This window comes from Bacillus aerolatus (genome assembly GCF_009183655.1).
Lineage (GTDB): Bacteria > Bacillota > Bacilli > Bacillales > Domibacillaceae > Pseudobacillus > Pseudobacillus aerolatus.
In genome coordinates this window covers 75,952-98,812 of the sequence record NZ_WEIO01000006.1, presented here as the reverse complement: position 1 = coordinate 98,812, position 22,861 = coordinate 75,952, and the positions used below count along the sequence as shown (strand labels likewise).

Sequence of the window (22,861 nt, the reverse complement as noted above, 5' to 3'; positions counted from 1 at the left end):
GCGAACAAGTATGCTGGTGAAAAGAAAGGGAAGTCATTTTATGAAAAGAATCCTTTTTTTGCTCTCCTTGAGCGGATTACTTCTTTTGTTAAGCGGCTGCTGGGACCGACAGGAAGTTAATGATTTAGCCATTGTCACCGCAGCAGCGATTGACAAAAAGGGGGACAATCAAGTTGAACTCTCCGTACAAGTTTTTGTTCCTAAATCATTAGGGGGAGGAGGCGGTCAAGGAGGGGGAAGTGAAGGAGGAGGCACAGGAAAGACTACCTTGGTAATATCTCAGAAAGGAGTCAATGTGGCAGAAGCTCTGTCAATGGTTCAAAGCGAATTGCCCCGAAAAGTCTTTTGGGGACAATGTAAAGTATTTATATTTGGCGAAAAGGCGGCCAAGGAAGGAATACAAGATCATGTCGATTTCCTGCTCCGCCATCCACAGCCAAGGGAGAGAGCAGATGTATTTGTCAGTGAAGGAAAAGCAAAACGTCTCCTTGAATTACAAACTCTTTTAGAACGCGATGTATCGGAAGCCATCCGAGAGCAAGCGAAGTTAGGTGTTGGGATGAAAGTCACATTGCAAGATTTGGGTGAGATGCTAGCTAGCGAAGCCCAAGCGGCTGCTCTTCCATACTTGAAAATTGTAACCGAAAAAAGTGAAGAGGTATCCTACCAGTTTGTAAAAAATTTTGCAACAGCTGTGTTTAAAAACGATCAAATGATTGGCCAGATTTCCCAGCGGAAAACAAGAGGACTACTATGGCTGAAGAATGAAGTAAAAGACTACACCGTTACCGTAAAACCGAAAGATACAAAGGGAGGCATATCTTTAAACCCGATATCGGTCCACCTCGATCTCATTCCACAAATACAAGGTGAAAAATGGAAAATGGTTGTGAAGGTACAAACAGAGGGAAGTGTCATACAAAACGGTACGAATTTGGATCTTAACAATCCAAAATCACTAAAAATGATAGAAAAAGTGTATGAAGAGGATATCAAAAAGTATATCGAGTCGACGATCGGACAAGTGCAGCATAAGCTGAAAGCGGATATTGTAGATTTTGCCAAAGAATTTCATCGGAAATACCCGGAACAGTGGAAGCAAGCCGAACATCGTTGGGAGGAAGTGTTTCCAGAGGTGAAAGTGAACATCTACGTTGATGCCAATATTCAAAGACAGGGCAATATCAATGAATCGGAGAGAAGAAGGGAAGAGAAAAGGTGAAAGAAAAGTGAGGTGGGGGGCTTTTTTTGCTACTGCTGTCATTATTATCGTAATCATTTTATTTCAATGGCCAAAAATGAAGCAAGCCCCCAAAAAAGACAAATGGGCATTTGGTGTGCTGCTTCTTATCGGTTGGGGACTGTCTATGTTCGATCTCCAACATATGGGAGGGCCCACTGCATGGATTGAAGCTCTTTTCAGACCGTTTGGAAAGTTTATGGAAAAGTAACTGCCGTAATTGCGGCGTGATTTCGTTTTTCGATACATTTCACGGGAAGGAGAAAGATAATGGAGAAAGGCAAAATTTCATCCCTTCAGATGGCCATGTTGATGTATCCCACAATTGTGGCTACCGCTATCCTTTCGGTTCCAGGCATCACGGCGACATATGCTAAACAAGATTTATGGCTGTCACCTATTTTGGCTTCCCTTATCGGATTTGTGACGGTGTATATAGCTTATAAACTCCACAAACTTTATCCGGAGCAAACAGTGATCCAATTCAGTGAACAGATCCTGGGCCAGTTTGCGGGAAAAGTTCTCGGTTTTTTATTCTTGTTTTTTTATATTCAGACTACAGGACATATGATCAGAGCATACAGTGAATTTATTGTCGGCTCTTTTCTGTTTAAAACTCCTATTAGTGCGATCATCGTATCAATGACACTTCTCTGTGCATTTGCCGTGCATGGGGGTTTAGAAGTAGTGGGAAGAGTCGCCCAATTATTTTTTCCTGTTTTTGTCATACCGATTATCCTTTTAATCCTCTTATTGATCCCTGATTTTGAAATTGGAAATATACTCCCGATATTAGAGAGGGGAATCATGCCTCCGATCAAGGGAGCGATCGTACTAAGCGGGTGGTTCGCGGAATTTTTTCTTATCATTTTTCTTTTTCCTTTTTTATCAGATAGGAGAAAAGGAATGAAATATGGGATGATAACGGTTGTTGTCGCAATGATGACGTTAGTGGTGGTGAATCTTGTTGTTTTTTTCGTACTTGGTATAACGACGGCTTCACAGAACTATCCTTTGATGAATGTCAGCCGATACATCAGCTATGCTGATTTTTTCGAAAATTTGGAGTCTATTGTCATGGCTGTTTGGATTATCGGGGCATTTGTCAAAGCCTCTCTATTTTACTACGTGACTGTTTTAGGTACTGCCCAGTGGCTGAATCTTTCGGATTATCGGCCCATTATATGGCCAATAGGAATTTTGATTGTACAATTTAGCTTTTGGTCGTTACCGAGCACAATGGCATTAGCGCGTTTTGATTTCGAAGCCTTCCCTCTTTGGGGACTATTGACACAAACGCTGATCCCTCTGTTTTTACTGTTGATTGCTGTCGCAAGGAAAAGAAAGCAAACAGGATCTAAAACTAGTTGACTTGACATTTTGTATGCTTTTTCATATTCGATATCCTGCATAGAAGAGTCTCTTAAAGGATGGAAATTCTTTTCAAGCCAGTTGGATAATTCGTAGAAAAATACCTGTTGTGATTGCGGTGTTTCAATACGTTCATGGGAAGGAGAAAGATAATGGAGAAAGGCAAAATTTCATCCCTGCAGATGGCCATGATGATGTATCCTGCGATTGTCGCTACCGCCATTCTTTCGGTGCCAAGCATTACAGCGGCATATGCTGAACAAGATCTATGGCTGTCGCCTATTTTGGCGTCCCTTACTGGGTTTGCGACAGCTTATATAGCTGTTCGCTTGCATAAACTTTATCCGAGTCAAACGGTGATTCAATTTAGTGAACAAATTATTGGACGGATTCCCGGAAAAGTTCTCAGTTTTTTCATCTTAGTTTATTGTATCCAAAGCACCGGGCAGATTACTCGGGCTTATGGTGAATTTATTGTCACCTTTTTTTTGTTCAAAACCCCACTTATTGTCATCATCGCATCGATGGTGCTCCTCTGTGCTGTTGTTGTGTACGGAGGGGTAGAAGTATTGGGAAGAGCCGCTCAATTGTTTTTTCCTGTTTTTGTCGTGCCGCTCATCCTTTTAATCCCCTTGTTAAGCCCTAATTTTGAAATTGGAAATATACTCCCAATATTAGAAGGAGGAATGATGCCTCCGATCAAAGGGGCGATTATGCCAAGTGCATGGTTTACGGAAATTTTTCTGATCCTTTTTTTTCTGCCTTTTTTAGCAGATAGGGAAAAAGGAATGAAATACGGAATGATCACAGTGTTTGTCGTGATGATTACGTTAGTGGTAGTGAATCTTATTGTTCTTTTTGTACTCGGTATAACGACAGCCTCTAAGGAGTATCCTTTGATGATCGCAAGCCGATACATCAGCTATGCTGACTTTTTCGAAAACCTAGATGCCGTCATCATGGCTATTTGGATTGTCGGGGCGTTTGTCAAAATCTCCGTATTTTACTATGTGGTTGCATTAGGTACCGCCCAGTGGCTAAATCTTTCGGATTACCGGCCCATTATATGGCCGATCGGAATTTTGATTGTGCAATTTAGCTTTTGGTCGCTGCCCAGCACAATGGAATTTAGCCGTTATCAAAACACAGCACTCCCTTTTTATGCAAATTTCATACAAGTCTTTATTCCTCTGTTTTTATTAGTAGTTGCTGTCGTAAGGAAAAGAAAGCAGATAGGATCTAAAACTAGTTGACTTGGCGTTTTTCATGCTTCCCCACATCGATAGGGGGCTTGTCCATATTTGATGAGTCTTTTAAAGGGGAGAAGCTCTTTTAAGTTGCTCATGTTATGAAGATGTGTTATTCAAGCAATAAAAAAAAGGCCGATCGGCCTTTTTTATTGCTTTGGAAAATCCTTAACAGCGGCAGCCAGCTCGTCAATTTCACCATCAATCGTGCCTTCAGTATATGAGTCGCTCACTTGTTCGTGAGTGACAGCCAGTCCTTTTTCAATTTCTCCCGACTGCTCGTAATGATCGAACTGAAATGTTTTTCCGGCTGGTGTTTTTTCTTCTTTTTTACTCATGGATTTCATCCTTTCAAAAGTCGTCTTCTTAGTGTGTGGGTGGTGCCTGTTAATTATTCAGTGAAAATATCAAGGTAAGGAAAGCATCTATATAAACAGCAGGGACAGCCATTAGCTGCCCTGCTGTGCCTTGTTTATTTATCATCGACGTAGCGTCCGTAGTCCGGAACGGCTATCTCTTCAAAATGGGCAAGTAAATGAGCAAGCCCCTCTTTTAATTCGTCGCCTTTTGCTTCTTCTCCATGACCTGTTGCTGCGATTGCCGGCTGTAACTCAGCTAGTTTAATGACCGAAGCTTTAGCGGCTTTCCAGTCGGTCGTTAAATAGCGCGGAGGTCCTTGAAACTCTTTTTTCTGAGTAAGAACATTATACAGCGCATCTTGCTTGACCATCACGAACGCATCGCCGGCAAGCAGCACACGGTCCGCATCCCGGAATAAAGCAACATGTCCCGGTGAATGACCCGGTGTATGAATCCAGCGCCATCCCGGCATTGGAGGAATCGTTCCATCTGCCGGCAGCGCCTGCACTTTGCTGCTGATATCAATGGCTTCTGTCGGGAACATAGGAGACATTTTCGCGACCATTCCGCCTTCAACGGACGCATCGGGCTGCGGATAATCTTTTTTTCCAGTTAAATAAGGAAGTTCCATTTCGTGCGCATAAACCGGTACATCCCAGCGCTGGACAAGTTCTTCCAGTGCTCCTACATGGTCAAAATGTCCATGTGTAAGAATGATGGCTTTTGGTTTGGCTCCCTTTCCGAAAAGCTTTTCTGTTTCCTCCAAAATTTTATCAGCAGAACGGGGCATACCTGCATCAACGAGCACCCAGTCACTTTTATTGCCGACAAAGAAAAGATTGACAATTTGTACAGTATACATGTGAATATCGGGCTGGATGGCCACTACTTTGCCGCTATTGATGGAAGTGGCGGGGATAAAGCTATTTTCCAAAATTATTTCCTCCTTTATTCGCTTTTCTCCTTTACTATTCCACAATGGTAAGATAAAAAACTTGCTGTCGAATCATCCAAGTTCAAATCACGTATTTTCTCTATATATGAGTACAAAAAGTTTAGTGATGGGCTTTCTGGATAAACTATGAGAAAAGAGTCACAAAAGCGGAAATGGGGAGAAGTAAATGAAATATGTCATTATTGGCGGAGATGCTGCCGGCATGAGCGCGGCTATGCAGATCATCCGAAAGGATAAACAAGCAGATGTCACCGTGTTAGAAAAAGGCGGCATTTATTCTTATGGCCAGTGCGGACTGCCATATGTAGTAGGCGGCGTGATTGAGTCCACTGATCGTTTAATTGCCCGCACGGTCGATACGTTTCGCCATAAATACAACATCGATGCCAAAGTGTATTGCGAAGTCAAACAAGTGGATGTCAAAAAGAAAACCGTTTCAGGAATGAATACATTGACGAACGAACCTTTTACTTTTTCTTATGACCGATTACTAGTCGCATCCGGAGCAAGTCCTAACGTTCCGAGCTGGAAAGGCGCCACTACCGAAAACGTTCATTTGTTAAAAACCATTCCTGATGCAGAGCGCATACTCGCTTCATTAGATGAAAAGGTTAAAGATGTCACTATTATTGGAGGCGGCTATATTGGACTGGAAGCAGCAGAAAACTTCAAACGAACGGGCCGGCATGTCCGCATTATTCAGCGGAGTGAACATGTCGCCGGCATGCTCGATGAAGAAATGGCTATGTATATACACGAAGAAGCTGAAAAACAAGGAATTGAGCTTATTTTAAAAGAAAATGTGATCGAAATTATCGGTAAAGACAAAGCAGAAAAAGTAATAACTGATAAACATGAATACAAAACAGACTTCATTCTCGTCTCTGTCGGCATCCGCCCTAATACAGGCTTTTTAATGGATACTGGCGTAAAAATGTTGAAGAATGGAGCGGTAATCGTCAATGAATTTTTAGAATCATTCATTCCTGACTTGTATGCGGCAGGGGATTGCGCTACTCATTACCACCTCGTCAAAAAGGAGCCGGCCTACATACCGCTCGGCACAACTGCTAACAAACAAGGACGGATCGCCGGCATGAATATGAGCGGCAGCAGACGAGCCTTTAAAGGAGTAACAGGCACCTCGGTGTTAAAATTTATGGATCTCTCCATAGCTACGACAGGTCTTTCTGAAAAAGAAGCAAAAACATTGCAGCTGCCTTATGATTGCGTGCACACGACGACGAAAAACAAATCCGGGTATTATCCGGATGCCGCGCCGCTCCATCTAAAAATTGTTTACCGGAAAGACAACGGCCTTCTCCTTGGCGGCCAGATTCTCGGAATTGAAGGAGCAGATAAGCGAATCGACGTACTGTCGACTGCGATTTTTAACGAAATGACCATAGCAGACCTGGAAGATTTAGATTTATGCTATTCGCCTCCATTTAATAGTGTATGGGATCCATTGCAGCAGGCGGCGAGAAGAGCGAAGTAACTCATTATACTTTTACTTTTGATTTACACCTTACCTGACAAAACTCATAATACTTGTCCCCCTTTCATATGTTTTTATATATGACCGACAGGGAGGGGAATGTATGCAATTTTACTACGGGCCGCAAATGCCGCTCCGAATATTGGATGAAGCAGAATTTTGGAAACATCAAGAAGAAGAACATACAGTAGTAATAAGAGAGTTGCTGCCTAATTTAGAGCAGAAATATGTGGACGCTTTAAAAAAGTGGGAAAACTCGCTTGCGGAAACCCATCAAAAAATTGTTCAGTTTATTGAATCAATATCCCGCTCAGGCAATTATATTCCCGCGGCGCTTCATCAGGAAGTACTGAAATTAACAGAGTTTTGCTTTAAGCAAAGCATGGATTTTATTGAACTTTGCCGACAGATCAAAGAACAAAGCAAAGCGGTACAAGACAACCCGATCGCCATAGCGGTGTTAAACCACATTATCAGAGAATCAGAATACTTCATCGGTATTGCGCGGGCTTTGTTGTCTGCCTAATTTTGGAGCAGTCTTCAGGCTGCTCTTTTTAGTATTCAACCAAAAAATATAGAAGCTCCTAATCGTATGTGAAAAAAGGATAAAAAGAAAGTAAAAAAGAGAAATATAGAGAATACAATGGGTTGTATACGTTTTTACCCTTCTTTCCTGAGTGTTTTAGATGTGATATGATAGCTTCTGTTAAAAACGGCCCCGACTGCTATGAGCGTTAGTAGTCAACAAAATATTTTAACAGAGGTGACGTATGAGTTTGTCTTTATCACAACTAAAACAAGAATGGTTTGGAAATGTACGCGGAGATATACTCGCAGGTCTTGTCGTGGCGCTAGCGCTTATACCGGAAGCGATTGCCTTTTCCATCATTGCTGGCGTGGATCCGATGGTCGGTTTATATGCCTCCTTTTGTATTGCGGTAGTTATTGCTTTTGCCGGGGGACGGCCAGGAATGATCTCAGCTGCCACAGGAGCGATGGCGCTCGTGATGGTGACGCTCGTAAAAGACTACGGTTTGCAGTATTTACTTGCAGCTACTCTATTAACCGGGGTCATTCAAATCATTTTAGGCTATTTAAATGTTGGGCGGTTTATGAAATTTATTCCGCGTTCTGTCATGGTTGGTTTTGTAAATGCGCTGGCCATCTTAATTTTCATGGCGCAAGTTCCGCATTTTATTGGAATTAATGCAATTACTTATGGATTTGTAGCCGCATCGCTGGCTATTATTTATTTGTTGCCGCGCTTTACAAAAGCAGTGCCGTCACCCCTCGTTGCCATCATTGCTTTAACAGGTGTGACTCTTTATGCGAATTTTGACTTGCGGACTGTTGGCGATTTAGGTCACATTTCACAAGCCTTGCCAGCCTTTTTCATACCTGACGTTCCGTTTACTTTCGAAACATTGAAAATTATTTTTCCTTATGCCATTTCTCTTTCGATTGTCGGTTTGCTGGAATCTTTACTGACTGCTTCGATTGTTGATGATATGACAGATACAGAAAGCAATAAAAACCAGGAAGCCCGCGGGCAAGGTTTGGCGAATATTGCTGCCGGTTTGTTTGGCGGAATGGCCGGCTGTGCTATGATCGGCCAGTCAGTAATCAATGTGAAATCCGGCGGCCGCGGCAGACTGTCGACCTTCGTCGCGGGGACTGTCCTCATGTTTTTAATTATTGTTCTTGGTGACTTAGTCGTTCAAATTCCGATGGCTGTCCTTGTAGGGGTGATGATCATGGTATCTGTTGGCACATTTGATTGGGCATCTATTAAACTAATGAAAAAAAATCCATTAACTGATTCAATCGTTATGCTTGTAACAGTGGCCATCGTTATCGCTACACACAACTTGGCGATCGGCGTTATGTCGGGTATTTTACTCAGTGCCATTTTCTTTGTAGTAAAAATATCGAAAGTACACGTTAAAAAGCAAAGTGTCCATCCGGCCGACAAAGCCATTTATGAAGTAAACGGCCAAATATTTTTCGCTTCAGTCACTGATTTTATTGCCGATTTTAACTATACGGAAAAGGTCCATTTCGTCATTATTGATTTTTCAAATGCCCACGTTTGGGACGAGTCAGGTGTTGGTGCAATTGACCGGATTGTGATGAAATTTCGTGAAAACGGAAAAGCCGTCTCATTAATCGGATTAAATGAGCCAAGCATGAAGCTCGTTGACCGGCTAGCTATGTCCTATAAGCCCGGGCCAAAAGCATCAGGCCAATAATTGTTATGTGTACACTTATTATAGATTCCGTTTTTCGGAGGGATGAATATGTATAAGCATATATTGCTTGCTGCAGACGGTTCTGATCACTCGATCCGGGCAGCTAGGCATGCCGCGGAAATTGCCAGGCACATACCTGATTCAAAAGTAGACATTTTATTTGTTATCGACTACAACCAATCTAAGTCAGACATCTTGCATAAAGACAGCATCATCACTATTCAAAAAGAACGGTCGCTAAGACTAAAACCACATGAAGAGATTTTACAAAACGCTGGAGTCGCTTATACGGTCAAAGTCAAGCACGGGGAACCAGGATCTGCGGTCGCAGCCTATGCCAATGAGTTCGGAGTCGATCTTGTTGTCATCGGCAGCCGGGGATTGAACAAGCTGCAGGAATTTGTTCTTGGCGGTGTCAGCCATAAAGTAGCTAAACGAGTAAAATGTCCAGTTATGATTGTTAAATAAAAAGAGCGTTCGGTATCGTTTAAGGTGCCGCTCGCTCTTTTTGTGTTTTAATAAAACTCTTTGTATACTTTTCCATATTTCAATACATCGTATATAGCTTTGCCGTCACTTGGGTTATTTTCACCATAATCGACCGGTATAACGGAGAAAAAAATAAGATACACGGAAAAGTAAACGAATTGGTAGAAAAATAAATGGACTGGCAAGATGTCCATGTGAATCAGCCCATTAATAATAATGATGGACAACGCATTAAACAGCGGTCCTCCCGCGTAAATTAACGCATGTTTCCAGCGTCTGTCTTTCCTGATTCCATCGTAATAGCAAGCCGCATCAATAAAATAAAACTTGCGGATTTCTATTCTTTTTACAGTAAAAATAATATTTCCTCTGCCGACCGTTAATTTAGCTTTGCCGCCGAAGATTCTAGCAAAAAAAGCATGCCCGCCTGTGTGAATAATCAAAGTAAGGGGAAGCGTGATAAAAAATGCCCAAGCAAAAGTTGCCATATCATTAAGTGTAAACATACAAAAACCCCTTTGTTAACGTCGCTTGTTGTCTTTACTCGTTTACCTCTTGTAGTTGCCAATAAACCCCCAATTATTGATTCATTTCTTTACTCTTCCCTTTTTTACGTTAATTATCTAGTTTATTAATTAAACAATGTGGTAAGAATGGAATATTAAGCTAACTAGCTTATCTTATTTTTTTATGTCCGAAAGGAGGATTACAATGGCAGATGAAGAACAAAAATCAACCATGACGAGAAGGCGGTTTATTCGCAATTCCAGTTTGATTGCAGGCGGAGCTGCGATTGGCGGAGGGCTGCTTGGTACATTGATCGGTATGAATCTCGATGAAGAAGAAAGAACGAGCCCCAATAAACTAACTGGTCACAATCAATCAGGAAATGGACAGGCGAGCAATCGGGCACTCATGTACTTCACAGACAAAGAAAACTTTCAAGTACTGAGCGCAGCGGCTGAGCGGATTTTTCCGGAAGATGACAATGGACCGGGAGCTATTGGACTCGGCGTTCCATATTTTATTGATCATCAGCTTGCCGGCAATTACGGAAATAATACGAGAGAATATATGCAAGGTCCATTTCCGGAAGGTACACCTACACAAGGCTATCAGTCTCCTTTAAAACGCCATCAAATATTTGATGAAGGCATCCGGATGCTAAAAGAAATTAGCCAAAAAAATCACCAGAAGAAATTTGATGAATTAACAGGGGAAGAACAAGATAAAATCCTTACTCAGTTTGATACAGGAAAAGTAAAAATGAGAGGTGTGGATTCTACCACTTTCTTTAACCTGCTTCGTTCCGCTGTTCTCGAAGGCGCTTACGCTGATCCGTTATACGGAGGAAACAATAATATGGATGGATGGAAGATGAAAAACTTCCCGGGTCACCAAGGGTCTTATCTTTCACAAATTGAAGCGAAAGAGTTTAAAGAAATTCAACCTCAAAGCTTACATGCATTTTTTAAATAATAGGGGGATTATCCATGGCAAAAAAACTACCCAAAGTAGATGTGGTTACCATTGGTGTTGGCTGGACAGGAGGAATTATTGCGGCGGAACTAGCTAAGAAAGGCTTAAAAGTCGTCGGGCTCGAACGCGGCAAAGACCGCTCCACGAAAGATTTTCTTATGGTTCACGATGAGTATCGTTATGCGATCCGCTATGAGTTAATGCAGGACACGTCAAGAGAAACTGTAACATTTCGAAACGAAGCGAAAGAACGGGCTTTGCCGATGAGACAGCTCGGTTCCTTTTTACTAGGGGAAGGGCTGGGCGGTTCTGGAGTTCACTGGAACGGACACAATTTCCGTTTTCTCCCATATGATTTTGAAATAAAAACGATGACGGAAAAGAAATATGGAAAAAATAAATTAGGGGCCGATTATTTAATACAGGATTGGGGTATTACATATGACGAATTGGAGCCCTATTTCGATACATTTGAAAAAATGGCTGGCATCAGTGGGGAAGATAATCCGCTCGGCGGTAAACGCTCCAACCCTTATCCTACTCCGCCAATGAAAGAAACGGTTATCACAAAAAGATTTAAAGACGCAGCTAAAAAAATGGGACTTCATCCTTATCACTTGCCTTCTGCCAATTTGAGCAAATCGTATAAAAATCCGGACGGAGAGCAACTCAACGCTTGCCAATACTGCGGATTTTGTGAGCGTTTCGGCTGTGAATACGGAGCAAAAACAAGCCCGAATGTGACCGTCATTCCAACAGCGCAAAAAACAGGGAATTTCGAACTGCGTACCCATTCAAACGTCACCCGCATTTTGCATGACGGCAAAAAAGCCACAGGCGTTCTTTATGTGGATGTCTTAACGGGAGAAGAATTTGAACAGCCGGCTGATATGGTTGCCGTAACGAGCTATGTTATGAACAATAACAAACTGTTATTAACATCCAAGCTTGGCAAACCGTACGACCCGAAAAGCGGAACAGGCATCATCGGCAAAAACTATTGCTATCAAATTCTTCCTGGTGCTGCCGGTTTTTTTGAGAAAGAACGGTTTAATACGTTTATGGGAGCAGGCGCACTCGGAGCCACGGTAGATGACTATAACGGCGATAATTTTGACCACTCTGATCTTGACTTCATTCATGGAGGCAGTTTGTCCATCACTCAGACAGGGATCAGACCGATTCAAAATAATCCGGTTCCTCCTGATACACCGAGATGGGGGAAAGATTTTAAAGATAAGTCTATTCACTATTTTAATCGCGTGTTGAATATTGGGGCCCAAGGAGCATCGATGCCGCACCGTCAAAATTATTTGGACCTTGATCCGACATACAAAGATGCCTATGGAGAACCGCTGTTAAGGTTAACTTATGACTTCACGGAACAAGATAAAAATTTATACAAATTCATTGCTGATAAAAGTGCCGAAATAATGAAAGAAATGGGAGCCGATACAGTCGTAACGAATAAAGCGGCTGAAAAATACAACATTGTTCCTTACCAAACAACCCACAATACGGGCGGGGTTATTATGGGAGCAGATCCTAATACGTCAGCAGTAAACAACTATATGCAAATGTGGGATGCAGAGAATGTTTTTGTTATCGGCGCATCTGCTTTCCCTCATAACGGCGGTTACAACCCAACCGGGACATTGGGAGCTCTTGCATACCGAGCGGCAGAAGGTATGGCTAAATACAGCAAACAAGGCGGCAGTCTTGTATAAAAGGAGAGGGTAATATTGGGTATCGCTAATATTGGTATACCGGGATTAATCATTATTCTAGTCATTACGCTCATCATATTCGGACCAAAGAAACTGCCGGAAATCGGTTCAGCTTTTGGCCAGACGTTATCCGAATTTAAGCGTGGAGCCAATAAGCTGATGAGCGATGAAGAAGAGGAAGGAAAAGATAAATTAAAAAAAGACGATCAACTTCCAAAAACCTAACTAGGAGGTGAAAAGAATGGGGGAACCGGAAACCGCGGAAGGCATTTCTTTGACACCAGAAGATGAACAAACGTTAGTGGAACATATAACAGACTTAAGAAAAACGATTTTATATTCTGTCGCGTGTATCCTTTTCTTATTTGTCGGCATGCTTTTATTCATGCACAAAATCATTCCATTTTTGTCCCATGAACATGAATTGGTCATGCTCGGACCGCTGGAAGTGATCAGGCTTTATGCCGGCATCGGATTAGTGCTGGCGTTAGGCTTTTCTGCACCGTTTATCGCCTGGCAGCTTTGGTTGTTTTCCCGGCCCGCGATGACGGGCCGGGAAAGCAAAATGGTACTGCTTTTTTTACCGGCGATTTTCGGCAGCTTTGCAGCAGGCATCACCTTTGGATTTTATGTAATTTTCCCTACTATTTATCGTTTTTTAATGGGGCTCGGAGCGATAAACTTTGACATGATGATTACAGCGAAAGAATATTTTCATTTTTTAATTATGACAACTGTACCAATGGGGATTTTATTTGAAGTACCGCTATTGTTGATGTTTTTAACTGCAATCCAACTCGTTACACCAGTCAAATTAAAAAAAGCAAGAAAGTACGCCATTCTTGTGCTTGCTGTTGTTTCTGCCCTGATCACACCGCCGGACTTTCTTTCACAGCTGATTGTGTTAATTCCGCTCATCCTGCTTTATGAAATGGGGATCGTATTGTCCAACTTTACGGTGAAGTGGATGGAGCGCAGCAAAAGAATAAAAGAAGGCATGGCCTAAGCAAATCGCATACAAAAAAGCCGGAGTTAATCTTCCGGCTTTTTTGTATGGAATTAAGACACTTGATACATGTCTTTTACTTGCTTTTGCAAGTCAGCATTCTCCAAATATTCATCATATGTCATTTCTTTATCGACCAGACCGGTTGGTGTAATATCCATTACCCGGTTCGCAATCGTTTGAATGAACTGGTGGTCATGAGAAGCGAAGATCATCGACCCTTTAAAGTTCGTCAATCCATTATTTAAAGCTGTAATAGACTCAAGGTCCAAGTGGTTCGTCGGTTCATCTAACAAAAGGACATTGGATCCGGAAAGCATCATTTTAGACAGCATGCAGCGTACTTTTTCGCCGCCTGATAACACGCTCGCTTTTTTCAATGCTTCTTCACCAGAAAATAGCATGCGGCCTAAAAAGCCGCGCAAGAAGCTTTCACTTTCATCTTCCGGCGAATATTGGCGCAGCCACTCCACTAGCGTCAAATCTGATCCTTCGAAATACTCGCTGTTGTCTTTTGGGAAGTACGACTGGCTCGTCGTCACGCCCCATTTATACGTACCGCTGTCCGGTTCCATTTCACCGGCAAGAATTTTAAACAATGTTGTCTTGGCCAATTCATTCGTACCTACAAGGGCAATCTTGTCATCTTTATTCATAATAAAACTGATATTATCCAGCACTTTTACGCCGTCAATCGTTTTGCTCAGCCCTTCTACGCGAAGTAAATCGTTGCCGATTTCCCGCTCTGGTTTAAAGTGGACGTATGGGTATTTGCGGGAAGATGGCTGAATGTCATCCAGAGTGATTTTTTCAAGCATTTTCTTCCGGGATGTTGCCTGCTTTGATTTAGAGGCATTCGCGCTGAAGCGGGCAATAAACGCCTGCAATTCTTTTACTTTTTCTTCTTTTTTCTTGTTGGCATCTTGCGCCATACGGGAGGCAAGCTGGCTGGACTCATACCAGAAGTCGTAGTTTCCGACATAAATTTGAATTTTTCCAAAATCTAGATCGGCAATATGCGTACATACTTTATTTAAAAAGTGACGGTCATGCGATACGACAATGACTGTATTTTCAAAGTTGATTAAAAAATCTTCCAGCCATTGAATCGCTTGAATATCAAGATGGTTCGTCGGCTCATCGAGCAATAGAACATCCGGCTTGCCAAACAGAGCCTGCGCCAACAACACTTTTACTTTTTCAGAACCAGTTAATTCTGCCATTTTCTTTGAATGAAGATCTTCAGATACACCAAGACCTTTTAAAAGAATAGCGGCTTCCGATTCCGCTTCCCATCCGTTTAATTCAGCGAATTCACCTTCAAGTTCAGCCGCTTTCATGCCGTCTTCGTCCGTGAAATCAGCTTTCATATAAATCGCGTCTTTTTCCTGCATTACTTCATATAGACGCGTGTGACCCATAATTACGGTCTTTAACACTTCTTCTTCTTCATATTCAAAGTGGTTCTGTTTTAACACAGCCATACGCGCACCAGGCGTCATGGAAACATGGCCAGTCTGGGATTCCAGATCTCCTGATAAAACTTTCAAGAAAGTGGATTTCCCAGCTCCGTTTGCACCGATTAACCCGTAGCAATTCCCCGGAGTAAATTTAATGTTAATGTCTTCAAATAATTTTTTATCGCCGAAGCGTAAACTGACATCTTGTACAGTAATCAATATTATTCGTCCTCCATTTATCTATAATCGTATCTGATTATACCATTTTAAAGAGCGAAAAGGGAGAGCAATTCCGAACAGCAGAAATGAGATTCTCGTTTTTAAACGTAAAAAAGAACCTGACGCTTTTTCAATTTGTCGGGTTCCTTTAAGATTGAGAAATAATCGGGCACTGCTTTAAATATTTAATATGTGTCAATTCCACTTGATGCGGGGGAGAAAGCCGCTTAATGTCGCAATATCCTGCATGATCGATCCGCACAATTTGATATTCCTTCTCCTCGTATAAAATGATATCCTGTTCTTTCACACGGATAACCTCTCTTTATCTGTAAATAAATTCCTGACCTAATTCACTGCCAAGCAAAGGGTCATGAAGACGAAATACAGGGTGATTACCAATTCCATGGCACTGTTTGCATACTTTATTGATGTGGAACCCTCTGATTAGAGGAACTCTTCCTAACCCATTACATTCTGTACAAACTCGTCTGTATGTCATCAAATTCCTCCTTTCAAAAATGATGAATGAACGCACTTTCCTTTATTATACCCACCCAGCTTTAAGTATAACCTGTATCCAAAATAATTTAGCGACCTGGTTCTGTTTACTTTGAGCTCGTGAAGGGACAGCTTCAGGAAAACACGGATTTACAATGTTAAGAGGATTTCACGTGAAGAATTTGTGTAATTGGTTTTCAGAACAAATTCTCAGTAACAATAAAAATAAATACTGGAATACTTAATTAAAAATGGGAAAAGGTAAAGATAGAGCGGCTTTTCCATAAAAAATTCCAAGATTCTATAATGTGCTGAGGAGGTCGAAGGGTGACACAAGATCAACCTAACCATGAAAATGGAGAAACAAATATTGATAACAAAGATACTTTGACAAACAGGCAGGGGCATCCTATTACGAATAACCAAAATATAAGAACAGTAGGAAATCGAGGCCCTGCTACTTTAGAAAATTATGATTTCATTGAAAAAATCAGCCACTTTGATAGAGAGCGTATTCCTGAACGTGTCGTACATGCACGCGGCGCTGGCGCACACGGTTATTTTGAAGCATACGGAACAGCTGGCGACGAACCAGTCTCGAAATATACGCGCGCAAAGTTATTTCAGGAGAAAGGAAAACAGACTCCTGTTTTCGTCCGTTTTTCATCTGTTATTCACGGTGGGCATTCTCCGGAAACCCTTCGAGATCCGCGTGGATTTGCGGTAAAGTTTTATACAGAAGATGGAAACTGGGACTTAGTTGGAAACAATTTGAAAATTTTCTTTATTCGTGATGCGATGAAATTCCCGGATATGATTCATGCCTTTAAACCAGATCCAATTACAAATATTCAAGATGGACAAAGATTTTTCGACTTTTGTGCCAGCTCTCCCGAAACGTTCCATATGGTTACGTTTGTTTACTCACCATGGGGCATTCCTGCAAACTACCGCATGATGCAGGGCTCTGGGGTTAATACATATAAATGGGTAAATAGTAAAGGTGAAGCGGTACTTGTAAAATATCACTGGGAACCGAAGCAAGGCATTAAAAATTTGACACAAAAGGAAGCGGAAGAAATACAGGCGAAAAACTTTAATCATGCGACCCAGGATTTATATGAAGCGATTGAGCGCGGCGATTATCCTGAATGGGAGCTGCTTATTCAAATTATGAGTGATGATGAGCATCCTGAATTGGATTTTGACCCTCTTGATGATACAAAATTGTGGCCGGAAGATCAGTTCCCATGGCTGCCGGTCGGAAAAATGATCTTAAACAAAAATCCTAAAGATTATTTTACTGAAGTGGAACAAGCGGCATTCGGTACAGGCGTGCTCGTTGACGGACTTGATTTCTCGGATGACAAAATGCTTCAAGGCCGGACATTTTCTTATTCAGATACACAGCGGCACCGCGTTGGAGCGAATTATTTGCAATTGCCGATTAACGCTCCGAAAAAACGAGTGGCGACTAATCAAAGCGGCGGACAAATGCAATATAAAGTAGACCGCGCTCCTGGCCAAAATCCTCATATTAACTACGAGCCATCTATATTGGGGGGATTAAAAGAAGCAGAACAAGTTGGAAAGGAATACACACCAAACATTGAAGGGAAATTAGTACGTGAATCGATCGACAGGCAAAGCAATACAAAACAAGCTGGTGAAACGTATCGCATGTTTGAAGAGTGGGAAAAAACGGAATTAATTTCAAACCTTGTATCAGATCTTTCTCAATGTGACCAAAGAATTCAAGATAAAATGATTGCACTTGCTGAAGAAGCAGACAAAGAATATGGCCGCCGCTTACGTGAAGGCTTGGCTAATGCTTCAAAAGACGGATCAAGCCAAAAACCGCTCGGCAACAGAGAAGGAGATAAAGCACCTGAAACAGCTGTGGAAAAAGGGCACGAAGCTGAACCTTATTAATGACAATAAGAGGCTGACCCCGCTTCCTAAATCCTGTGTATAGTAACTTATATACAAGATGCTTGAGGTTCTGAGGGAGTTATAAAATTTTAACTTAGAAGCATTAAAACGAACTGTTGCCGTTACTGGACATAGATTAACTATGTCCTTTTCAATTTTCACAAATTTGTTTTACAGTCATATTTCCTTCTTTATATAATTTTACCGTATAATTCATTATTTCAAAGTTTCCCATACGGCTATTTAAAGTAAAAAAAGGAAAAATTTTCGAAAAATAAGGTTTGACTTTAACGAATTTTCTGATAAGATTATTTATATTCATTAAATCCTATCTGTAAAGTAGGTGTTAAAATTGATTACGTATCAACAGTGGAATGAAAAAGCTTTGCCGTCGTTTTCAGAAGAGAGTGAAACGAAGGGAGGACTGGAAACACTCGAGTGGGCTTATAAAGAATATGGGAAGAAGCTTGTATATGCGTGCAGCTTTGGCATAGAAGGCATTGTTTTAATTGATTTAATTTCCAAAGTGAAGCCGGATGCGGAAATTGTTTTTTTAGATACTGGTTATCATTTCAAAGAGACGTATGAAGTGATCGATGAGGTGAAAAAGAAATACCCTGCTCTTCAGATCCGCCTTCAGCAGCCAGATTTAACGATTGAAGAACAGACCGCACAATTCGGAAAAGATTTATGGAAAAAGAATCCGAATCAATGCTGTGATTTAAGAAAAATCGCCCCGCTTTCAAAAGCGCTTGACCCGTCTGCTGCCTGGATTTCGGGATTGCGCCGAGAGCAATCAGAAACAAGGCGACATACAAACTTTTTGAACGAGGACCATAAATTCAAAAAGATAAAGGTTTGCCCTTTGATTCACTGGACATGGAAGGATGTATGGCGTTATGTAACGAAACATGACCTCGTTTATAATCGCCTGCACGACCAGGGCTATCCGAGCATTGGCTGCGAAACGTGCACAAAGCCGGCCTATTCATTGGAAGATATGCGTGCTGGCAGATGGTCAGGATCCGGCAAAACAGAATGCGGGCTTCACGTAAATTAATTTTTTTTACATTCAAATCATAGTATTTTCATCCGTTTAATAAATATAGGGGGTTTTATCAATGTCAAAAAATGTACCACATGGTGGTAAACTAGTTCAATTATTTGATCCTGAATACAATACCACGGCTATTCACGCAGAAATTGAATTAGACCAGACTGCACTCAGTGATTTAGAGCTGATTGGAACAGGGGCTTACAGTCCGCTGACGGGTTTTTTAACGAAAAAGGATTATGACTCAGTCGTTTCGAACATCCGGCTCGCAAATGGAACGGTCTGGAGCCTGCCGATTACGCTTCCAGTGACAGAAGACAAAGCCGCCTCGCTTGCGGAAGGAGATACTGCACTACTTGTCCATAACCGTATTCCTTATGGCGTTATCACGATTGAAGAAATTTACCGTCCGGACCAGCAGCACGAAGCACAAGAGGTATACAAAACAACGGATACAGCTCACCCGGGTGTTAAAAAAATACTAGACCGTGGTTCTGTATATATTGGAGGGCCAGTTAAACTGATCCGTCGCATTGAACGAAATCAATTTTCTGATTTTTATTTTGATCCCATTGAAACAAGAAGTATTTTCAAGGAAAAAGGCTGGAAGCGCATCGTAGGGTTTCAAACGAGAAACCCGGTGCACCGTGCTCATGAGTATATCCAAAAAACGGCGTTGGAAATTGTGGATGGCCTGCTGTTAAATCCGCTCGTCGGTGAAACGAAATCGGATGATATTCCGGCAGATGTCCGAATGGAAAGCTATCAAGTGCTTTTAAAGGATTATTATCCGGCAGACCGTGTGAAGCTTGCTGTCTTTCCGGCGGCTATGCGTTATGCCGGCCCGCGAGAAGCTATTTTTCACGCGATTGTCCGCAAAAATTACGGATGCACCCACTTTATCGTTGGCCGCGATCACGCCGGCGTCGGCAGTTATTACGGCACGTATGATGCCCAGAAGATATTTGGCCAATTTACTGAAGATGAAATCGGGATCACGCTGCTCTTTTTTGAACACAGCTTTTACTGCGAAAAATGTGAAAGCATGGCTTCTGCCAAAACATGCCCGCATGACAGCGAGCATCATGTCATTCTTTCGGGCACAAAAGTTCGTGAAATGCTGCGGGCAGGAGACGTACCGCCGTCCACGTTCAGCCGCAAAGAAGTAATCGAAGTATTGATCCGCGGGCTGCGCGCAAAAGAAACCATTCAATAGGAGGAAAAAGATGAGTGCAAATATTGTTTGGCATGACCAATCGCTGACGAAACAGGAACAACGGCAAAAAAACGGCCATCACAGTGCTGTCTTTTGGTTCACAGGACTTTCGGGATCAGGGAAATCGACTGTGGCCAATGCAGTTGCTAAACAACTGCATAAACTTGGCACAAAGACTTATGTGCTGGATGGGGATAACATCCGCCACGGGCTGAATAAAGATCTTGGTTTTTCTGATGAAGACAGAAAAGAAAATATCCGCCGCATCGGTGAAGTAGCCAAATTGTTTGTCGACAGCGGACAGCTCGTATTCACGGCATTTATCTCGCCTTTCCAGGAAGACCGGGAAACCGTTCGAGAACTGCTCGAAGCGGATGAATTTATTGAAGTATATGTTAGTTGCCCGCTTGATGAATGTGAAACCCGCGATCCAAAAGGGCTCTACAAAAAAGCCCGCAGCGGGGAAATTCCAGAATTCACCGGTATTTCTTCTCCTTATGAAGAGCCGGATACGCCAGAACTGATTTTAGAAACGAACCGCTTCTCCGTAGAAGAATGTGTGGAGCAGCTCATTGATTTTATTAAAGAAAAGAACTGGCTTTAGAAGGAAGAAACATGGCTTATAAAAAAGAATTGGAAAAAGCGGCGGATTTGTTTTCCGCGCTGCTGTTTTAAAGAAATAACGTGGAGGTGGCCAACATGGCAAAAGTGTGGTTAGTAGGAGCGGGTCCCGGCGACCCCGACTTAATTACGGTGAAAGGCTTAAAAGCCATTAAAGAAGCGGATGTCATTTTATACGACCGGTTAATCAGCGAAGAGCTGCTGGAGTATGCGAAGCCGGATGCGGAATTAATTTTTTGCGGAAAGCTGCCAGACCATCACCATCTGCAACAAGAAACGATTAATTATTTACTCGTTAAACATGCGAAGAAAGGGAAGAACGTTACGAGGCTAAAAGGCGGCGACCCATTTGTTTTTGGCCGCGGCGGCGAAGAAGCAGCGTTTCTCGCCGAACATGAAATCGCGTTTGAAATTATCCCTGGCATCACTTCCGGAATTGCCGCTCCCGCTTACGCCGGCATTCCTGTCACTCACCGTGACTACAGCGCATCTTTCGCTATTGTTACCGGCCATCGGCGGGAAGGGGAAAATGAAGAATTAAAATGGTCTGCATTAGCCAACGGCATTGATACATTAGCTATTTATATGGGGGTAAAAAATCTGCCGTATATCCAAGAAAAGTTAATTACCCACGGCAAATCGCCGCAAACCCCAGCTGCCTTGATTCATTGGGGCACAACGAAAGAACAAAGAACAGTCACAGGAACACTTGAAAATATTGCTGAAGTGGCAAAACAAGAGAGGATAACGAATCCGAGTATGATTGTTATCGGAGAAGTTGTTCAGCTGCGCGAAAAAATTCAATGGTTCAATGAATGGGAAACAGAAACAACACTCGCAGTAGGTGCAGGCCAATGAAAGCTGTTCTTTATGTTTGTCACGGAAGTCGTGTAAAAAAAGGCCGTGATGAAGCGCTAGCCTTTATCGAGCAAACAAAACCGTTTATTGATGTGCCCATTCAAGAGTCATGTTTTTTAGAACTTGCTGATCCGACCATTGAGCAAGGACTCGCCCGCTGTGTGAAACAAGGAGCAACTGAAATTATTGTTTTTCCATTTTTATTGCTTGCAGCGAGTCATGCGAAAAAGGATATTCCCTTGGAGTTGGAAAAAGCTAAATTTAAATTTCCTTCTGTGAAATTTCACTACGCTAAGCCGCTTGGTGTTCATGAAGCGATGGTTGACATATTAGTTGAACGCATGAATGAAACGGGTCATCCTATTTTACCGGGTTCTTCTGTGCTAATTGTCGGCCGTGGCAGCAGTGATCCGCAAACAATAGCTGATTTTGCTGCCATCCGTGACTTGTTTCGCTCCAAAACCAAGTTAACAGATGTGAATATTAGTTATTTAGCAGCTGCTGCTCCTATATTTAAAGAAGAGTTGCAGCGGCTGCATCATAAGCAGCCGACTCAACTGTGGGTGCTTCCTTATTTATTATTTACCGGAATCCTTTCTAAAACATTGGAAAAAGAAATCCAGTCTCTTCAATCACCGGAATCGATTATTTTAACGGGGTGTCTCGGTTACCATCCAGCTATCAGACAAATTATTGATGATCGAATCAAAGAAGCAGATTCAACAGGAGGGTGTCACTATGTTTCCAATCATGGTTGATTTATCCGATGAAAAAGTAGTTGTTGTCGGAGGCGGGGAAATTGCCTTGCATAAAATAGAAAATTTATTGCGGTTTGGTCTGCGTGTACACGTAGTGAGTCCGACGGTACACTCTGAGATTGAGAAGCTAGCGCGCGAAGGATTGATAACGATCCGACAAAAATATGTGGAAGAAGCAGATTATGATGATGCTTTTCTAGTAATCGCGGTGACTAATTCAAGTGAAGTAAATGACGATGTCGCAAGAAAAGCGAAAGCAGTCGGAAAGCTTGTTGTTCATACCGGTCAGCCGGAACTTGGAAACAGCACGATACCTGCCACATTACAAAGGGGCCGTCTCGTCCTCAGCGTGTCGACCGGAGGAGCCAGTCCGACTCTTGCAAAACAAATACGAGATCAACTGGAGGAGCAATACGACGACTCTTATGAAAATTACATCGATTTTTTGTATGAAGTGAGACAGATTGTAAAAAGAATCGAGCCAGACCGTACCATACGCCGCCACTTATTAAAAATAGCGGCTGATCCTGTTTTCTATAAAAACATGGAAAGAAGAGAAAGGTTTTTACATGAAATCCAGCCATTTGCTCATGTAAAAAGTTGATAAAAAGGAGGGGAGAT

Annotated in this window: 25 protein-coding genes; 19 read left to right on the top strand and 6 right to left on the bottom strand. The window is 42.2% G+C overall.

Going from position 1 to position 22,861, the window contains the following annotated elements; all coding sequences use genetic code 11:
- Positions 1 to 40: 40 nt before the first annotated feature.
- The 4 genes from F9802_RS11505 to F9802_RS11490 all read left to right on the top strand — a co-directional run bounded on the left by F9802_RS11505 (position 41) and on the right by F9802_RS11490 (position 3,864).
- The gene (locus tag F9802_RS11505; RefSeq protein ID WP_191991902.1) at positions 41 to 1,222 is read left to right on the top strand and encodes a Ger(x)C family spore germination protein; all 1,182 of its coding nucleotides are present in this window, start codon (positions 41 to 43) and stop codon (positions 1,220 to 1,222) included.
- Positions 1,188 to 1,451 carry a hypothetical protein gene (locus F9802_RS11500; RefSeq protein ID WP_225435313.1) on the top strand — a complete coding sequence of 88 codons (264 nt, stop codon included), beginning with the start codon at positions 1,188 to 1,190 and terminating at the stop codon, positions 1,449 to 1,451. Before F9802_RS11505 ends, F9802_RS11500 begins: the two co-directional genes overlap by 35 nt.
- Before the next feature lie 59 nt (positions 1,452 to 1,510).
- Positions 1,511 to 2,611, top strand: a complete 1,101-nt coding sequence (locus F9802_RS11495) for a GerAB/ArcD/ProY family transporter (RefSeq protein WP_152152075.1) — start codon at positions 1,511 to 1,513, stop codon at positions 2,609 to 2,611.
- A gap of 152 nt (positions 2,612 to 2,763) precedes the next feature.
- Positions 2,764 to 3,864: a GerAB/ArcD/ProY family transporter gene (locus F9802_RS11490; RefSeq protein WP_152152073.1), complete on the top strand. Its 1,101-nt coding sequence runs from the start codon at positions 2,764 to 2,766 to the stop codon at positions 3,862 to 3,864.
- A gap of 143 nt (positions 3,865 to 4,007) precedes the next feature.
- Here F9802_RS11490 and F9802_RS11485 read toward each other — a convergent pair whose 3' ends face one another.
- A complete protein-coding gene (locus tag F9802_RS11485; protein ID WP_225435312.1) occupies positions 4,008 to 4,196 on the bottom strand; it encodes a YozQ family protein in 189 nt (62 codons plus the stop codon).
- Between the two features lie 134 nt (positions 4,197 to 4,330).
- A complete protein-coding gene (locus tag F9802_RS11480; protein ID WP_225435310.1) occupies positions 4,331 to 5,152 on the bottom strand; it encodes an MBL fold metallo-hydrolase in 822 nt (273 codons plus the stop codon).
- Positions 5,153 to 5,339: 187 nt separating this feature from the next.
- Here F9802_RS11480 and F9802_RS11475 point away from each other — a divergent pair, with 187 nt between their 5' ends.
- From F9802_RS11475 to F9802_RS11460, 4 genes are all read left to right on the top strand, one after another.
- Entirely contained in the window at positions 5,340 to 6,671 is a 1,332-nt protein-coding gene (locus F9802_RS11475) for a CoA-disulfide reductase (protein WP_152152069.1), read from the top strand.
- A gap of 103 nt (positions 6,672 to 6,774) precedes the next feature.
- Positions 6,775 to 7,197: a DUF2935 domain-containing protein gene (locus tag F9802_RS11470; RefSeq protein ID WP_152152066.1), complete on the top strand. Its 423-nt coding sequence runs from the start codon at positions 6,775 to 6,777 to the stop codon at positions 7,195 to 7,197.
- A 244-nt stretch (positions 7,198 to 7,441) separates the two neighbouring features.
- Entirely contained in the window at positions 7,442 to 8,920 is a 1,479-nt protein-coding gene (locus tag F9802_RS11465; RefSeq protein ID WP_152152064.1) for a SulP family inorganic anion transporter, read from the top strand.
- A 48-nt stretch (positions 8,921 to 8,968) separates the two neighbouring features.
- Positions 8,969 to 9,388 carry a universal stress protein gene (locus tag F9802_RS11460; protein ID WP_152152062.1) on the top strand — a complete coding sequence of 140 codons (420 nt, stop codon included), beginning with the start codon at positions 8,969 to 8,971 and terminating at the stop codon, positions 9,386 to 9,388.
- A gap of 47 nt (positions 9,389 to 9,435) precedes the next feature.
- On the opposite strand, the gene F9802_RS11455 is transcribed toward F9802_RS11460, so the two are convergent.
- The gene (locus F9802_RS11455) at positions 9,436 to 9,915 is read right to left on the bottom strand and encodes a zinc metalloprotease (RefSeq protein WP_152152060.1); all 480 of its coding nucleotides are present in this window, start codon (positions 9,913 to 9,915) and stop codon (positions 9,436 to 9,438) included.
- 205 nt (positions 9,916 to 10,120) lie between these two features.
- Between F9802_RS11455 and F9802_RS11450 the strand changes: the two genes are divergently transcribed.
- The 4 genes from F9802_RS11450 to tatC are packed head-to-tail and all read left to right on the top strand — an operon-like array spanning position 10,121 to position 13,621.
- Complete coding sequence (locus F9802_RS11450; protein ID WP_152152058.1) at positions 10,121 to 10,888, top strand: gluconate 2-dehydrogenase subunit 3 family protein; 768 nt, start codon at positions 10,121 to 10,123, stop codon at positions 10,886 to 10,888.
- Between the two features lie 14 nt (positions 10,889 to 10,902).
- Positions 10,903 to 12,615, top strand: a complete 1,713-nt coding sequence (locus tag F9802_RS11445) for a GMC family oxidoreductase (RefSeq protein WP_152152055.1) — start codon at positions 10,903 to 10,905, stop codon at positions 12,613 to 12,615.
- Between the two features lie 15 nt (positions 12,616 to 12,630).
- Entirely contained in the window at positions 12,631 to 12,840 is a 210-nt protein-coding gene (gene tatA, locus F9802_RS11440; protein WP_152152053.1) for a twin-arginine translocase TatA/TatE family subunit, read from the top strand.
- A 16-nt stretch (positions 12,841 to 12,856) separates the two neighbouring features.
- On the top strand, positions 12,857 to 13,621 hold the full coding sequence (tatC, locus tag F9802_RS11435) for a twin-arginine translocase subunit TatC (protein WP_152152051.1): 765 nt from the start codon (positions 12,857 to 12,859) through the stop codon (positions 13,619 to 13,621).
- Between the two features lie 53 nt (positions 13,622 to 13,674).
- On the opposite strand, the gene F9802_RS11430 is transcribed toward tatC, so the two are convergent.
- The 3 genes from F9802_RS11430 to F9802_RS19675 all read right to left on the bottom strand — a co-directional run bounded on the left by F9802_RS11430 (position 13,675) and on the right by F9802_RS19675 (position 15,802).
- A complete protein-coding gene (locus F9802_RS11430; protein WP_152152049.1) occupies positions 13,675 to 15,300 on the bottom strand; it encodes an ABC-F family ATP-binding cassette domain-containing protein in 1,626 nt (541 codons plus the stop codon).
- A 148-nt stretch (positions 15,301 to 15,448) separates the two neighbouring features.
- Positions 15,449 to 15,610 (bottom strand): hypothetical protein, encoded by a 162-nt coding sequence (locus F9802_RS19680; RefSeq protein ID WP_191991900.1) that lies wholly within the window; start codon positions 15,608 to 15,610, stop codon positions 15,449 to 15,451.
- 15 nt (positions 15,611 to 15,625) lie between these two features.
- Positions 15,626 to 15,802, bottom strand: a complete 177-nt coding sequence (locus tag F9802_RS19675) for a hypothetical protein (protein WP_191991898.1) — start codon at positions 15,800 to 15,802, stop codon at positions 15,626 to 15,628.
- A 326-nt stretch (positions 15,803 to 16,128) separates the two neighbouring features.
- On the opposite strand from F9802_RS19675, the gene F9802_RS11425 reads away from it, so the two are divergent.
- The 7 genes from F9802_RS11425 (at position 16,129) to F9802_RS11395 (ending at position 22,844) form a co-directional block, all read left to right on the top strand.
- On the top strand, positions 16,129 to 17,733 hold the full coding sequence (locus tag F9802_RS11425) for a catalase (RefSeq protein WP_152152047.1): 1,605 nt from the start codon (positions 16,129 to 16,131) through the stop codon (positions 17,731 to 17,733).
- A gap of 352 nt (positions 17,734 to 18,085) precedes the next feature.
- Positions 18,086 to 18,793 carry a phosphoadenylyl-sulfate reductase gene (locus F9802_RS11420; protein WP_152152045.1) on the top strand — a complete coding sequence of 236 codons (708 nt, stop codon included), beginning with the start codon at positions 18,086 to 18,088 and terminating at the stop codon, positions 18,791 to 18,793.
- A 61-nt stretch (positions 18,794 to 18,854) separates the two neighbouring features.
- The gene (sat, locus tag F9802_RS11415; RefSeq protein WP_152152043.1) at positions 18,855 to 20,003 is read left to right on the top strand and encodes a sulfate adenylyltransferase; all 1,149 of its coding nucleotides are present in this window, start codon (positions 18,855 to 18,857) and stop codon (positions 20,001 to 20,003) included.
- Between the two features lie 10 nt (positions 20,004 to 20,013).
- Complete coding sequence (cysC, locus tag F9802_RS11410) at positions 20,014 to 20,607, top strand: adenylyl-sulfate kinase (RefSeq protein ID WP_152152042.1); 594 nt, start codon at positions 20,014 to 20,016, stop codon at positions 20,605 to 20,607.
- 95 nt (positions 20,608 to 20,702) lie between these two features.
- A complete protein-coding gene (gene cobA, locus F9802_RS11405; protein ID WP_152152040.1) occupies positions 20,703 to 21,482 on the top strand; it encodes a uroporphyrinogen-III C-methyltransferase in 780 nt (259 codons plus the stop codon).
- Positions 21,479 to 22,240, top strand: coding sequence for a sirohydrochlorin chelatase (locus F9802_RS11400; protein ID WP_152152038.1), 762 nt, complete (start codon positions 21,479 to 21,481; stop codon positions 22,238 to 22,240). The genes cobA and F9802_RS11400 overlap by 4 nt, the downstream gene beginning before the upstream one ends.
- Positions 22,221 to 22,844 carry an NAD(P)-binding protein gene (locus tag F9802_RS11395; RefSeq protein WP_152152036.1) on the top strand — a complete coding sequence of 208 codons (624 nt, stop codon included), beginning with the start codon at positions 22,221 to 22,223 and terminating at the stop codon, positions 22,842 to 22,844. Before F9802_RS11400 ends, F9802_RS11395 begins: the two co-directional genes overlap by 20 nt.
- Positions 22,845 to 22,861 lie beyond the last annotated feature (17 nt).